The 12,860-nt window shown below is 55.0% G+C and carries 16 protein-coding genes; 5 read left to right on the top strand and 11 right to left on the bottom strand.

Translation table 11 applies throughout. The annotated features are described in order from the left end of the window. Positions 1 to 224 precede the first annotated feature (224 nt). The gene (locus tag ACNQ6O_RS04620) at positions 225 to 659 is read left to right on the top strand and encodes a YhcB family protein (protein ID WP_418052061.1); all 435 of its coding nucleotides are present in this window, start codon (positions 225 to 227) and stop codon (positions 657 to 659) included. Between the two features lie 164 nt (positions 660 to 823). Here ACNQ6O_RS04620 and ACNQ6O_RS04615 read toward each other — a convergent pair whose 3' ends face one another. The 11 genes from ACNQ6O_RS04615 to ACNQ6O_RS04565 form a co-directional block, all read right to left on the bottom strand. Beyond that, positions 824 to 1,567 (bottom strand): Nif3-like dinuclear metal center hexameric protein, encoded by a 744-nt coding sequence (locus tag ACNQ6O_RS04615; RefSeq protein WP_418052060.1) that lies wholly within the window; start codon positions 1,565 to 1,567, stop codon positions 824 to 826. Positions 1,568 to 1,785: 218 nt separating this feature from the next. Then, positions 1,786 to 2,847 carry a histidinol-phosphate transaminase gene (hisC, locus tag ACNQ6O_RS04610; RefSeq protein WP_418052059.1) on the bottom strand — a complete coding sequence of 354 codons (1,062 nt, stop codon included), beginning with the start codon at positions 2,845 to 2,847 and terminating at the stop codon, positions 1,786 to 1,788. A gap of 251 nt (positions 2,848 to 3,098) precedes the next feature. Then, on the bottom strand, positions 3,099 to 4,403 hold the full coding sequence (hisD, locus tag ACNQ6O_RS04605) for a histidinol dehydrogenase (RefSeq protein WP_418052058.1): 1,305 nt from the start codon (positions 4,401 to 4,403) through the stop codon (positions 3,099 to 3,101). A gap of 262 nt (positions 4,404 to 4,665) precedes the next feature. Then, entirely contained in the window at positions 4,666 to 5,316 is a 651-nt protein-coding gene (hisG, locus tag ACNQ6O_RS04600) for an ATP phosphoribosyltransferase (RefSeq protein WP_418052057.1), read from the bottom strand. 30 nt (positions 5,317 to 5,346) lie between these two features. After that, complete coding sequence (gene murA, locus ACNQ6O_RS04595; RefSeq protein WP_418052056.1) at positions 5,347 to 6,609, bottom strand: UDP-N-acetylglucosamine 1-carboxyvinyltransferase; 1,263 nt, start codon at positions 6,607 to 6,609, stop codon at positions 5,347 to 5,349. 19 nt (positions 6,610 to 6,628) lie between these two features. Then, positions 6,629 to 6,877: a BolA family protein gene (locus tag ACNQ6O_RS04590; protein ID WP_418052055.1), complete on the bottom strand. Its 249-nt coding sequence runs from the start codon at positions 6,875 to 6,877 to the stop codon at positions 6,629 to 6,631. Positions 6,878 to 6,937: 60 nt separating this feature from the next. Then, positions 6,938 to 7,255: an STAS domain-containing protein gene (locus ACNQ6O_RS04585; protein WP_418052054.1), complete on the bottom strand. Its 318-nt coding sequence runs from the start codon at positions 7,253 to 7,255 to the stop codon at positions 6,938 to 6,940. Then, positions 7,252 to 7,905, bottom strand: a complete 654-nt coding sequence (locus ACNQ6O_RS04580) for an MlaC/ttg2D family ABC transporter substrate-binding protein (RefSeq protein WP_418052053.1) — start codon at positions 7,903 to 7,905, stop codon at positions 7,252 to 7,254. The genes ACNQ6O_RS04585 and ACNQ6O_RS04580 overlap by 4 nt, the downstream gene beginning before the upstream one ends. 25 nt (positions 7,906 to 7,930) lie before the next feature. Next, entirely contained in the window at positions 7,931 to 8,380 is a 450-nt protein-coding gene (gene mlaD / locus ACNQ6O_RS04575) for an outer membrane lipid asymmetry maintenance protein MlaD (protein ID WP_418052052.1), read from the bottom strand. A gap of 21 nt (positions 8,381 to 8,401) precedes the next feature. Continuing rightward, complete coding sequence (gene mlaE, locus ACNQ6O_RS04570; protein ID WP_418052051.1) at positions 8,402 to 9,184, bottom strand: lipid asymmetry maintenance ABC transporter permease subunit MlaE; 783 nt, start codon at positions 9,182 to 9,184, stop codon at positions 8,402 to 8,404. Then, positions 9,181 to 9,993: an ABC transporter ATP-binding protein gene (locus ACNQ6O_RS04565; RefSeq protein WP_418052050.1), complete on the bottom strand. Its 813-nt coding sequence runs from the start codon at positions 9,991 to 9,993 to the stop codon at positions 9,181 to 9,183. The genes mlaE and ACNQ6O_RS04565 overlap by 4 nt, the downstream gene beginning before the upstream one ends. Before the next feature lie 203 nt (positions 9,994 to 10,196). On the opposite strand from ACNQ6O_RS04565, the gene ACNQ6O_RS04560 reads away from it, so the two are divergent. From ACNQ6O_RS04560 to lptA, 4 genes are read left to right on the top strand one after another with little or no spacing between them, the layout of a single operon-like run. Continuing rightward, positions 10,197 to 11,186 carry a KpsF/GutQ family sugar-phosphate isomerase gene (locus ACNQ6O_RS04560; protein ID WP_418052049.1) on the top strand — a complete coding sequence of 330 codons (990 nt, stop codon included), beginning with the start codon at positions 10,197 to 10,199 and terminating at the stop codon, positions 11,184 to 11,186. After that, positions 11,186 to 11,755, top strand: coding sequence for a 3-deoxy-manno-octulosonate-8-phosphatase KdsC (gene kdsC / locus ACNQ6O_RS04555; RefSeq protein ID WP_418052048.1), 570 nt, complete (start codon positions 11,186 to 11,188; stop codon positions 11,753 to 11,755). Before ACNQ6O_RS04560 ends, kdsC begins: the two co-directional genes overlap by 1 nt. After that, positions 11,752 to 12,351, top strand: a complete 600-nt coding sequence (gene lptC, locus ACNQ6O_RS04550; protein ID WP_418052047.1) for an LPS export ABC transporter periplasmic protein LptC — start codon at positions 11,752 to 11,754, stop codon at positions 12,349 to 12,351. The genes kdsC and lptC overlap by 4 nt, the downstream gene beginning before the upstream one ends. Then, positions 12,335 to 12,856: a lipopolysaccharide transport periplasmic protein LptA gene (gene lptA / locus ACNQ6O_RS04545; protein WP_418052046.1), complete on the top strand. Its 522-nt coding sequence runs from the start codon at positions 12,335 to 12,337 to the stop codon at positions 12,854 to 12,856. The genes lptC and lptA overlap by 17 nt, the downstream gene beginning before the upstream one ends. Positions 12,857 to 12,860: the final 4 nt, after the last annotated feature.

Raw genomic sequence — 12,860 nt, 5'->3', positions numbered from 1 at the left:
GCTTCGGTGGACACGGCTTCTGTCATCAGGGTTTTCCTGCCATCTGGGTGGATTTCTGGGCGCGGTATTGTCGCTTATTTCGTGCTTTTTGGCCACGGCACTTAGGCCATGGAGCAATACGACGATTGGCGCAGTGTTTCGGCATGTGCGCTGGTGCTTTGGAGGGGTATACTCCTTTTATAGGTTTTGGCTCTCTCGCATGTACTGACTAGGACGATTGTTATATGACGAACCTGATTCTGGCGGCTGTGGCCGCGCTGGTAGTAGGCATTATCATTGGGGTTCTTTTTGGCCGTTCTGGCCAAGGTGCTTCTTTACGTCAGAGGAGAGCTGAGCAGAAGATTGATGAGCTTCGCGGTGAGTTTACGCGCTATCAGGCTCAGGTGAATGAGCATTTTCTTGAGTCCGCGCAGTTGTTAGAGCGGTTTAATAACGCCTATCGCGATGTGAATGATCATATGGCGCGTGGGGCGAATCGTTTGTGCAATGATGAGGAGTGGCCGGAGTCGCTGGGACAGGATGTGTCTGGGCGTATTGAGCACTCTGACTCTGATTCTTCTGAGCCGCCTCGGGATTATGCGCCGAAGGCCGATCCAGAGGAGAAGGGTACGCTGGCTGAGGATTTCGGGCTGCCTAAGGGTGCGAAGCGGCCTGCTTGATATGACACAAGACTTCTTTTGGAGTTAGGTTGGGGGGGGTAGGCTTTCCAAAAACCGCTCCTTCGGCACGTCCATGTGACGCTTCTGCTCCGCGATCCGTGGCTACGCACATTTTTGGAAAGCCTACCCCCCCCACCCCGTCAAACCCCTTTTACAGCCTGCCACTACACCGGGTTATCACAGTCGATGAACTGGTGCTTTACTCCGAACTCTCTCGCTAATGCTTCACCCAGTGCTTTAGCACCATAACGCTCTGTCGCGTGGTGGCCGGCTGCGTAGTAATGGATGCCGGATTCTCGGGCGGTATGGGTGGTTGGTTCGGAGATTTCGCCGCTAATGTAGGCATCGACACCAAGTTCCAGTGCTTTGATGATAAACCCTTGGGCTCCGCCGGTGCACCAGGCGACGGTTTTGATCAGTTCTGCACCCTCACCTACGTGAAGTGGCTGTCGGTTCAGCGCAGTTTCAATGTGATGGCCAAAGACGGTGGGAGACATAGGCTCGGCCAGTTCGCCTTGCCAGACTAAGCCGCCTACCGGGCGTGGGTTTTGGATGTCTAGTACGCTTGCCAATTGGCGGTTGTTACCGTATTCGGGGTGGTCGTCCAATGGCAAGTGGTAGGCAACGAGGTTGATGTCGTGATCTAGGAGCTGTTTGATGCGGCGTTTTTTCATTCCGCGTATGCTTTGATCTTCGCCTTTCCAGAAGTAGCCGTGGTGCACGAGGATCATGTCGGCGTTTTGTTTTACTGCGGCGTCGATCAGCGCTTGGGAGGCAGTTACGCCGGAGACAATGGTCTGAACCTCTTCCTTACCTTCAACTTGCAGGCCGTTTGGGGCGTAGTCTTGGAAGTTTTCGGGCTGGAGCCATTCGTTTATTTTCGCCAGAATCTCATTTCGTTTTGCCATGTTTTGCACCCCTACCCTTCAGTCTTTCGAGATCGGATCGGCGCACGTACTCTGAGACGCAGTAAGATGCAGGAAGCTCTTTCCAAAAACCGCTACAAGCACATCCATGTGCGCTTCTCTCCGGCCATCCATGGCCTACGAAATTTTTGGAAAGAGCTTCCTGCCCCTTACTTCCAGCTTGGGTGCGCGCCGGTTCGTCGATTAAATTTCCCGCGAGTTTAGAGAAAGTCCAAAGCTTTAATCAACGCGTTGTTTTGGTCACTGGTTCCGATTGTGATTCGGAGAAACTCGCTGATTCGCGGCTTATTGAAGTGGCGGACAATAATACCCTGCTCTCTAAGCTCCGCAGCAACATCGGCACCTTTGTGATCGGGGTGACGGGCAAACACAAAGTTGGCTTTTGAAGGCAGCACTTCGAAACCGAGCTTCTCAAGCCCTTTGGTGACCTTCTCACGCTCTCGAATGACACCGTTACAGGAGTCTTCGAACCACTGGCGATCTTCGAATGCGGCTACGGCACCTACCAGAGCCAAGCGATCCAGCGGGTAGGAGTTGAAGCTGTCTTTGACTCGGTTCAACGCCTCAATAAGTTCTGCATTTGCGACAGCGAAGCCGACCCGCAAGCCGGCCAATGAGCGGGCCTTAGAGAGAGTCTGGCAGACAACCAAGTTCGGGTATTGGTTAACCAATCGAATCGCGGTTTCACCACCGAAGTCAATGTACGCTTCATCAACGACCACAACACTGTCGATATTTGCCTGCAAGATGGCTTCTACGTGTTGCAAGCCCATGTAACGACCGGTAGGAGCGTTCGGATTCGGGAAGATGACCCCGCCGTTGTCCCGTTTGTAGTCATCCGGGTTGATTTCGAAGTTTTCAGTCAGCGGGATGATGTTACTTTCGACCTTATACAAGCCGCAGTAGACGGGATAGAAGCTGTAGGTGATGTCTGGGAACAGGATTGGTTTGTCCTGTTTCAGCAGGCCTTGGAAGATGTGAGCCAGCACTTCGTCGGAGCCGTTTCCGACGAACACTTGGTTCTCTTCTATGCCGAAATCGGTGTAGTAAGACGCGATGGCCTCTTTCAACGCCTGACCTTCGGGGTCTGGGTATAGACGAAGGTTGTCGTTGAGCTCCGACTTAATGGCGGAAATCACCTTCGGCGAGGGGCCGAAGGGATTTTCGTTGGTGTTCAGCTTCACCAGGTTCGCCATTTTGGGCTGTTCACCTGGCACATACGGCTGTAACTCGCTGACGAGTGAGCTCCAGTATTTACTCATGATTTCTGCACTCCAGATTGGTGCGGGAGTCGGTTTGGTTGTTTTGATTTGGGAGTTTTCGCGGAGCGGGTAGTGCTTTCCAAAAACCGCTCCTTCGGCACGTCCATGTGACGCTTCTGCTCCGCCATCCATGGCTACGCACATTTTTGGAAAGCACTACCCGCCCCACTCTTCAGACTTTCAGTACAACCAACCCAACTCGCAAACTATTAAGATGGGCCGCGGCAGGCGTTTGCTGCCGAAACAATCAATCAGTCTTTGATACGATACTCGGCAGAGCGAGCATGGGCTGTCAAACCTTCGCCACGGGCAAGAACCGAAGCCACACGCCCCATCCGATCGGCGCCTTCAGGTGTAAAACCGATCAGCGAAGAACGCTTCTGGAAGTCGTAGACACCCAGTGGGGAGCTGAACCGTGCAGTGCCGCTGGTGGGCAATACGTGGTTCGGGCCAGCGCAGTAATCGCCTAAGGCTTCTGCTGTGTAACGGCCCATGAAGATAGCCCCAGCGTGGCGAATGTCTTCCAGCATGGCTTGAGGGTCTTCTACCGACAGCTCCAAGTGCTCAGGAGCGATGCGGTTAGAAACTTCAGCAGCTTCTTTCAAGTCTGCCACGTTGATCATCGCGCCACGACTGGTCATGGAGGTACGGATGATGTCTTCACGCTCCATGGTGGGTAGAAGCTTGTTGATACTCGCTTCCACCGCATCCAGGAAGTCCGAATCCGGGCTGATCAGAATGCTCTGCGCCTGCTCGTCATGCTCAGCTTGCGAGAACAAGTCCATGGCGATCCAGTCTGGGTCGGTTTTGCCGTCGCAGATAACCAGGATTTCAGACGGGCCTGCGATCATGTCGATACCAACAACACCGAACACTTCACGCTTGGCGGTCGCCACAAAAATATTGCCCGGCCCAACGATCTTATCCACCGCCGGCACCGTTTCCGTGCCGTAAGCCAAAGCACCCACCGCCTGTGCGCCACCTAGGGCAAACACACGGTCAACACCAGCAATGGCGGCTGCCGCCAGTACCATATCGTTCACCACACCATCCGGCGTAGGAACCACCATAATCAACTCGCCGACACCCGCCACCTTGGCAGGAATCGCATTCATCAACACAGAAGAAGGGTATGCAGCCTTACCACCCGGCACATACAAACCGGCGCGATCCAGCGGCGTTACCTTCTGCCCCAGAACCGTTCCGTCTTCATCCTGATACTGCCAGGACTGCTGATTCTGCCGCTCGTGATAATCCCGAACTCGCTCCGCCGCCTTCTCAAGCGCCTCGCGCTGATCCTGAGGAATCGCCGCCAGCGCCGCTTGCAAACGATCTTGTCCCATTTCCAGATCGGCCATAGAGCCAACCTTCAGACGGTCAAACTTCTCTGTAAACTCCAGAACCGCCGCATCGCCACGGGTCTTCACCTCATGCAGGATATGACGCACCGACTCATTCACCTGATGATCCACACTGTCATCCCACGCCAACAGCTTGGCCAGCGCACTGTCAAAGTCGCCCTGGGTGGTGTTTAGTCTGGTGATCTTATCGGTCATAACTCAAATCCTGCTTTGGATTGAAAACGAATGCCTGCCGAATAACCCGCCGGCAGTTACGGGAATTGAATGAGAGGAGCTTCAAACTCCCCAAGCCTGAGAGAGCGTTTAGGGTGTCCCTTCCAAAAATGTGCGGAGCCATGGATGGCGGAGCAGAAGCGTCACAAGGACGTGCCGAAGGAGCGGTTTTTGGAAGGGACACCCTGAACGCTCATGCACCAAGCGCCTAAACAGGAAGCCCCACCATAACCAAAAGGAAGCCTTACTCCGACGAACCGCGACGACGATCCACAGCAGCCGCCATCATCTCGATGATCGGATTAATCTTCCCATGCTGCATCTTCATCGACGCCCGATTCACCACCAACCGCGTACTGATATCGTCAATCAACTCCCGCGCCTCAAGCCCATTCGCCTTCAGCGTATTACCGGTATCCACGATATCAACAATCTCATCCGCCAAATCCAGAATCGGCGCCAACTCCATCGCACCATACAGCTTGATGATGTCCGCCTGCCGCCCCTGAGCCGCGTAATAACGCCGGGCAACGTTCACAAACTTGGTCGCCACACGAATACGCCCGGCAGGAGGCTGCTCACCCTTCTTACCAGCCGTCATCAAACGACAACGGGAAATATTCAAATCCAACGGCTCGTACAGCCCTTCCCCGCCATGCTCCATCAACACATCCTTGCCGGTTACGCCAAGGTCTGCACCGCCATACTGAACATACGTAGGCACATCCGTTGCGCGAATAATCAGCACACGCACGTTGGGGTCCGTTGTTGGGAACACCAGCTTGCGAGACTTTTTCACGTCGTCTAGCAGCTCAATACCGGCTTCCGCCAGCAACGGCAGCGTCTCTTCGAGAATTCGTCCCTTCGACAAGGCGATGGTGATGGAATCTGTCATGGATCTTTCCGGGTTCCCGTTGGTGTTTGATTACGCTGGCAAACGGCGAATACTTCCGCCCAACAGCTGCAATTTTTCTTCAATACATTCGTAACCGCGGTCAATGTGATAAATGCGGTCTATGATGGTATCGCCCTCAGCAACCAACCCGGCAATCACCAAACTGGCCGATGCACGAAGGTCTGTGGCCATAACCGGCGCGCCAGTCAAATGATCCACGCCTTTGATAATGGCTGCGTTACCCTCCAGCGTGATGTCGGCACCCATACGGCTCAATTCCTGCAGGTGCATGAAACGGTTTTCAAAGACCGTTTCCACGATGGTTCCAGTACCTTCTGCTACCGCATTCATGGCCGCAAACTGGGCCTGCATGTCGGTTGGAAACGCCGGATAAGGCGCGGTACGAATGCTCACCGCCTTCGGACGCTGACCTTTCATGTCCAGCTCGATCCAATCTTCACCCGTGGTGATGTGGGCACCCGCCTCTTCCAGCTTGAGCAGCACCGCTTCCAGCAAATCGGCGCGGGTATCTTTCAGCTTCACCCGGCCGCCAGTAGCCGCGGCTGCAACCAGATAGGTGCCGGTTTCAATCCGATCCGGCTGCACGTTGTGATGGCAACCGTGCAGACGTTCAACACCATTAATCTCAATCGTCGCCGTACCGTGGCCCTTGATGTCTGCGCCCATGGCGATCAGGCATTCAGCCAAATCCACCACTTCGGGTTCACGGGCGGCGTTTTCCAGAATGGTCTTGCCGTCAGCCAACGTGGCAGCCATCAACAGGTTCTCCGTACCGGTAACAGTAACGGTATCCATGAAGATGTGCGCGCCCTTCAGGCGGCCGTTGGTTTTCGCATGGATGTAACCGTTTTCAACCTTGATTTCCGCACCCATCTGCTCCAGGCCGTGGATATGCAGGTTGACGGGGCGAGTACCAATGGCACAACCACCCGGCAAAGACACCTGCGCCTCACCAAAGTGTGCGACCAGCGGCCCCAGCACCAGAATGGAGGCGCGCATGGTTTTTACCAGCTCGTAAGGCGCGTGGTAGTGCTCGATGGTGTTGGCGTGTACTTCAACGCTCATCTTTTCATCAATCAGCAGCTCGACACCCATTCGGCCCAGCAGCTCGATCATGGTAGTGACGTCATTCAGGTGCGGCAGGTTGCCGACGGTAACCGGCTCAGAAGCCAGCAGAGTCGATGCCAGAATCGGCAAAGCCGCGTTTTTGGCACCGGAAATCCGAATTTCGCCGTCCAGAGGCTTTCGGCCTCTGATCAGAAGTTTATCCACAATAGTAATCCTGTTCTGTTTAGGCGTTGGCCTGCCGCGCGGCCCACTCGCTCGGAGTGAAAGCCTTCGGGTGAAGCGCGTGAATAGTACCGTCCATGATGTGCTGGAACAGTATTTTGTTGATCATCTGCTGTCTTTTAATGGTAGGCAGGCCTTCAAAGACGTCACCCACTGCAACGACCATGTAGTGGTTGCCATCGACTTGTACCTGAACCTCACAATCAGGCAGGGCTTCTTTGACAAGTTCGGTAACCTGGGCAGCGTCCATAGGATATCCTCAGCTTTATTAAAATCAGGAGCGGAATTGTAACCAATTACCGGGCAGCGGTCAGCTATGTGCGGAAAATCCGGGCAGGTGGGCCTCGAGATTGCTCAACGCTGCCAGCGACTGCAAGCGATCGCTGGCGCCCTCAAAAGAAAGCACCACTTGCTTCGTTTGCCCTAACCGCTGCCAGCACATCAACATGGAAAGCACCACGCTGTGGGCCGTTGCCAGCTTGGCGAGATCAACCGTCAGCGGGCCTTGGGCACCACTGATCAGCTTCTCACCCTGCTTGCGCAGCTCAATGACAGTGTTCGCATTCACTTCGCCAGCGACACTCAGCACAGAACCTTCCAAGCTAACGACCGGACTGGAGTTGTTCATGAGGAGGTAACATCTTCTTCAAGGTTCAAAGATTTTACCGAGTCGGCCCAACCATCAATCACAAGCTGAACCTGCCCACGATTCTCTTCCATTTCCTGAGCAAAGCGGTCGCGGAAGGCCAAACCGATGTTCACACCTTCAACAATGACATTCTCCATCAACCAACGATCTTCTTTGGCTTTATACATGGAGTAGGTCACGGGGTAACGGTTGCCCGAGGCCGTAATCACCACCAACTGCACCGATGCCCGGCTATCATCCTGCGGCAACAACTCAGCTTCGAGTACGTTAATTTTGAACTCGTCTGCAGTCACCAGCGCTTTGGCGTAGCTTTCGAACAGACTGCGCTTAAACTTCACAACAAACTCGTCCCGCTGCTCGCGAGAGGTTTGACGAGCGTATCGCCCCATCACCCGAGCGGCGATCCGGCGAAAATCCACAAAATCCGTCAAAGCCTCATCCATGCTGCGATAAAAGGCTTCAGGATCTTTTTCATAAAGCCCTTTTTCAGCATTGAGCTTCTTAACCAGCATCTGAGTGTTGTCGTTCACATACTGCTTCAAGTCATCCTCAACGCCCGCCCATGCCTGCCCGGTAACCATGACCAACAAGGCAAAGACTGCAAAAAACGCTCGCTTCAAACCCAACATTCTCTTCTCCTTTTCTAAGCTGTTATCAGCGGCCCGAGGCAAAATTGCTGATCAGCCTTTCCAGATTCATCGCAGACTGGGTGGAATAAAACGTGTCACCCTCACTCAACGATTCCATATCCCCACCGATAGAAATATCAATATACTGCTCACCCAACAGTCCGGATGTACGAATGACCGCCGCGCTGTCGGCCGGAATGGTGTCCACATCCGCATGAATGGCCATGGTCACTTTGGCCTGGAAGGTATTTTTATCCAAGCTGATGGACTCGATCGAGCCCACCGTCACACCCGCCATCGACACTTTGCCCCGAGGCGTCAGGCCACCCACATCATTGAAGTTAGCGTATATCGTGTATGTCGACGCGGCCGACTTCGGCGACAATCCGCTCACCTGCAACGCCAGGAACAGCAGAGCTGCCAGCCCAGCGATCATGAAGAAACCTACCACTATTTCCGTTGTTCTCTGCACCATAACAGGGCCCTAGAATCCTTATTAAAAATCGCCAAACATAACAGCGGTCAGCACGAAATCGAGGCCGAGCACCGCCAGTGATGAATAAACAACTGTCTTGGTCGTCGCAGAACTGATGCCTGCAGACGTGGGTACACAGTCGTACCCTTGATAGACAGCTATCCAGGCACACACAAACCCAAACACCACAGTTTTAATGACGCCGTTCAGCACATCGTCCAGAAAATCGACCGATGACTGCATGTTGCCCCAGAACGAACCTTCAAAGACACCCAGCCAATCCACGCCAACCAGCATGCCACCCCAAATACCGACCACCGAGAAAATCATTGCCAATATGGGCATCGCGATAAAGCCAGCCCATAGGCGAGGCGCAATGACACGGCGCAACGGGTCAACGCCCATCATTTCCATACTGGACAGCTGCTCGGTCGCCTTCATCAAACCAATTTCTGCGGTCAACGCGGAGCCTGCCCGGCCGGCAAATAACAGCGCCGTAACGACCGGCCCAAGTTCTCGCACCAAGGTCAGCGCAATCATCTGACCAATCGCGGCCTCTGAGCCGTAATCACTGAGAATGGTGTACCCCTGAAGCGCCAACACCATGCCAATAAACAAGCCGGAAACCACAACAATGGCCAGCGAGAGCACACCCACTGAGTAGAGCTGTTTAATGAGGAGCGGGAAGCCCGTCGCCGGCTTTGGCACACCCACGAGAACGCCCACCAAAAACTGGGTGGCGCGGCCCAATGAGCCAACAATTTCCATACTTCTGCGACCGAAGCCCGCTACGTAATCCATCATAACGAGGCTCCTTTAAGGCCGAAGTCAGCGACGGAATCACGAGCCGGGTAATGGAAGGGGACCGGACCGTCTGGCTCACCGCTCAAAAACTGACGAACCAGCTCCGATGGGTGGTTACGCAATTCGTCCGGCGTACCCGTGCCAATCACCTTGCCATCGGCAATGATGCACGCGTAATGGCAAATACTCAGGGATTCCGGCACATCGTGAGACACCAGCACACTGGTCAGACCCATCGAGCTATTGAGATCTCTGATCAACTTAACCAGCACACCCATTGCGATCGGATCCTGACCGGCAAAGGGCTCGTCGTACATAATCAACTCCGGATCAAGCGCTATGCTTCGGGCCAGCGCTACACGCCGGGTCATGCCACCGGAAAGCTCTGAAGGCATCAGATCCCGGGCGCCACGCAGCCCTACCGCTTCCAACTTCATCAACACGATATCGCGGATCATGTCTTCCGGCAGGGAGGTATGTACGCGCAGCGGGAAAGCCACGTTCTCGAACACGCTGATATCCGTGAACAGTGCACCACTCTGGAAGAGCATGCCCATCTTTTCGCGCAGGCGGTACAACTCCTTCCGCTTGAGTTTCGGAACTTCGTGACCCGCCACCATGACCTGGCCTGAATCCGGCTTGAGTTGTCCGCCGATAACCCGAAGCAGCGTCGTCTTGCCGGTGCCACTTGGCCCCATAATGGCGGTAATCTTACCCACAGGAATATCCAGGGTAATACCATCAAAAATGCGCCGACCGGAGCGGGAAAACACCACATCCTTTAGCGTAATGTATGCAGATGACTCCATAATCCATCCTTTTCGAGGAGCGCCTACATTAAGATAAGCGTCGCCTGACCTCAATCTCAGGTTATTAAAATGTACTGATTGCAACGTTCAGATGTCCTGAACATTGGCAGCCCTACCGGGTATCAATGGTATACTTTCTGCCATAGTCATCCGTCCCGATAACAGGGCCGGGTTCACAGACCGACCGAGCAAAGCCAGCCGAGATGACAGATTCAAACTCTTCAAGTTCCCGGGATTACCGCAACTCAGCCGTTCGGGCCATCCGGATTGAACGGGATGCAATCGAAGCACTCGAACACCGTATCAATGGCGAGTTCAGCCGTGCCTGCGACATCATCATGGCCTGCAAAGGCCGAGTCGTGGTGACAGGGATGGGCAAATCCGGCCACATCGGCAACAAGATTGCCGCCACTCTGGCCAGCACCGGCACGCCCTCTTTTTTCGTGCACCCGGGTGAAGCCAGCCACGGTGATCTCGGCATGATCACCCCGCAAGACGTGGTTATCGCCATCTCCAACAGCGGCAGCACCAGCGAAGTCGTCACTATTCTACCTTTAATCCGGCGAATGGGCGCGCCCCTGATCAGCATGACGGGCAACCCGGACTCTTTACTCGCAAAAGAAGCCGAGGCCAACCTGGACGTCAGTGTCGCCAGTGAAGCCTGCCCACTTGGGTTGGCCCCCACATCCAGCACCACGGCCACACTGGTGATGGGTGATGCTTTAGCAGTCGCGTTGCTGGAAGCCCGCGGGTTCAGCGCGGAAGACTTCGCTTTTTCTCACCCGGGCGGCCGGCTGGGGCGACGCCTACTGCTGCGCGTTTCCGACATTATGCACACCGGCGACAAGGTTCCCCGTGTACTTGAAACCACCACCCTGAGCGGCGCACTTCTGGAAATAACCCGCAAAGGTCTGGGCATGACCACCGTCGTGAACGCCACTGGCGAGCTGACCGGCATCTTTACCGACGGCGACCTGCGCCGAACCTTGGACAAATCCGTTGATGTGCACACCACCGCCATCGCTCAGATCATGACGCGCAACGGTAAAACCATTCAGGCAGATCAGCTGGCGGCCGATGCGCTCAACATTATGGAAGAGCTAAAAATCAACGCCCTGCCGGTGACTGATAGCGAAGGCAATCTGGTCGGCGCCATCAACATGCACGACCTGTTGCGGGCGGGGGTTATCTGATGCCAGAACTGACACCACCACTCAGCCAACACTGGAGCGATGAACTCCGCACCAAAGCAGCGACCATCAAACTGGTCGCCTTTGATGTTGACGGCATAATGAGTGACGGCAAGCTCTATTTCAGCGCCAGCGGCGATGAACTGAAAACCTTCAACATTCTGGATGGTTTGGGGCTGAAGCAGCTGATGAACGCTGGCATCACCGTTGCCGTAATTACCGGCAGGCGCTCTCCTCTAACCGAAAAACGCATGAACGACCTAGGCATCAGCCACCTCATGCAAGGGCGGGAAGACAAGAAAATTGCCCTGCAAGAGCTGGTGGCCAACATGGACATCACACCAGAGCAGATCGCCTACATGGGCGATGATTTGCCAGACCTTCCTGCACTGCAATTCGCCGGCCTTGGTATCACCGTCCCGAACGGTTACTGGCTGGTTAGACAGCATGCAGATTACTGCACCACGGTTGCCGGCGGCAGTGGCGCAGTGCGAGAAGCCTGCGACCTGATTCTCTGGTCGCAAGACCGACTCACAACAACCCTCGCACCCTATGTGAGCGAAGCGCTGTGATCACTCGACTGTTCAGCCCCGGAAAAGGCAAAGCGTGGGCCAGAACGCTGGCGTTGGGCGGCACGATAGCAGCCACCCTGTTTCTCATGTGGCAAAGTGAGGAACCACCAGGCAGTCAGGACGACGCCAAAGAGCTTCGCGGGCCGGCGGAGCCAGACGGTTTTATCATCCAGGCGGATTACCGGACCTGGGACGCACAGGGCAACCCGAAAATTCGCATGACCAGCCCTCGCATCGAGCAGTTCGAACGCAACAACCTCGCCGCCATGGAGAAGCCCCGTGCCACCCTGCATGGAGAAGGCGACCCGGTGCCGTGGAATATTGAGGCGGATCAAGGTAGCCTTCTGCAAGACGATGGGCTAGTTAACCTGAACGGTAACGTTGTCATCCATCGACAGCTTCAAGGCTCTGATACCACCTTCAAAACCAACGAGCTAACCCTGAACAATACCGAGGGTACCGTGTACACCGATCAACCGGTGACCATCATCGAGCCCCACGGAACCACCAAAGCAACAGGCATGAAAGCCTGGCTAGACGACCGAATTCTGGAACTCAATTCCCAAGTGGAAGGGCATTATGATCCCATCAGGTAACCGACTTCTTTTTCCGCTGATTATGGCAGCCGCTTTTCTGGCCAGCCCGGCAGCAGCCTTCACGCTGGACTCCGATGAGCCCATCAAAGTCAGCGCCAACTCTGCACGCCTGGATGACAGCGCTGGCACAGCCATCTACACCGGAGCCGTAGAACTGGTGCAAGGCAACGTTAAACTGGATGCGGAACGCGTCGTTCTTTATCGCAGCCCTCAAGGCCTGAGCAGAATTGAGGCGAGCGGCAGCCCCGCCCATTACCGCCAGCCATCGCAGGACGAAACCGCCGTCATCAATGCCGAAGCCCGGAACATCACCTGGTCGGCGAAAGACAGCCAGCTTACCTTTGAGCGAGAAGCCTTGATCGAGCAAGGTGGCAGCACCTTTCGGGGTGATATTATCCACTACGACACCGTGAATCGGGTGGTCACCGCAGAAGGTGGCAACGTTGAGGGTGAAGGCTCAGGCCGAGTAGAAATGGTGATTCAGCCGCGCAGTTCAGGTCAATAACAGG

The sequence above is a fragment of the Marinobacter sp. SBS5 genome (assembly GCF_048285575.1).
GTDB lineage: Bacteria > Pseudomonadota > Gammaproteobacteria > Pseudomonadales > Oleiphilaceae > Marinobacter.
This window is presented reverse-complemented; position numbering and strand designations above follow the sequence as displayed.

Excerpts from the sequence above, each read along its gene's own strand:
- ACNQ6O_RS04620 (WP_418052061.1), top strand. The coding sequence starts at position 225 with ATGACGAACCTGATTCTGGCGGCTGTGGCCGCGCTGGTAGTAGGCATT.
- ACNQ6O_RS04560 (WP_418052049.1), top strand. The coding sequence starts at position 10,197 with ATGACAGATTCAAACTCTTCAAGTTCCCGGGATTACCGCAACTCAGCC.
- hisD (WP_418052058.1), bottom strand. The coding sequence starts at position 4,403 with ATGACCGATAAGATCACCAGACTAAACACCACCCAGGGCGACTTTGAC.
- hisC (WP_418052059.1), bottom strand. The coding sequence starts at position 2,847 with ATGAGTAAATACTGGAGCTCACTCGTCAGCGAGTTACAGCCGTATGTG.
- lptA (WP_418052046.1), top strand. The coding sequence starts at position 12,335 with ATGATCCCATCAGGTAACCGACTTCTTTTTCCGCTGATTATGGCAGCC.
- mlaD (WP_418052052.1), bottom strand. The coding sequence starts at position 8,380 with ATGGTGCAGAGAACAACGGAAATAGTGGTAGGTTTCTTCATGATCGCT.
- ACNQ6O_RS04615 (WP_418052060.1), bottom strand. The coding sequence starts at position 1,567 with ATGGCAAAACGAAATGAGATTCTGGCGAAAATAAACGAATGGCTCCAG.
- hisG (WP_418052057.1), bottom strand. The coding sequence starts at position 5,316 with ATGACAGATTCCATCACCATCGCCTTGTCGAAGGGACGAATTCTCGAA.
- mlaE (WP_418052051.1), bottom strand. The coding sequence starts at position 9,184 with ATGATGGATTACGTAGCGGGCTTCGGTCGCAGAAGTATGGAAATTGTT.
- ACNQ6O_RS04585 (WP_418052054.1), bottom strand. The coding sequence starts at position 7,255 with ATGAACAACTCCAGTCCGGTCGTTAGCTTGGAAGGTTCTGTGCTGAGT.
- kdsC (WP_418052048.1), top strand. The coding sequence starts at position 11,186 with ATGCCAGAACTGACACCACCACTCAGCCAACACTGGAGCGATGAACTC.
- ACNQ6O_RS04565 (WP_418052050.1), bottom strand. The coding sequence starts at position 9,993 with ATGGAGTCATCTGCATACATTACGCTAAAGGATGTGGTGTTTTCCCGC.
- ACNQ6O_RS04580 (WP_418052053.1), bottom strand. The coding sequence starts at position 7,905 with ATGTTGGGTTTGAAGCGAGCGTTTTTTGCAGTCTTTGCCTTGTTGGTC.
- ACNQ6O_RS04590 (WP_418052055.1), bottom strand. The coding sequence starts at position 6,877 with ATGGACGCTGCCCAGGTTACCGAACTTGTCAAAGAAGCCCTGCCTGAT.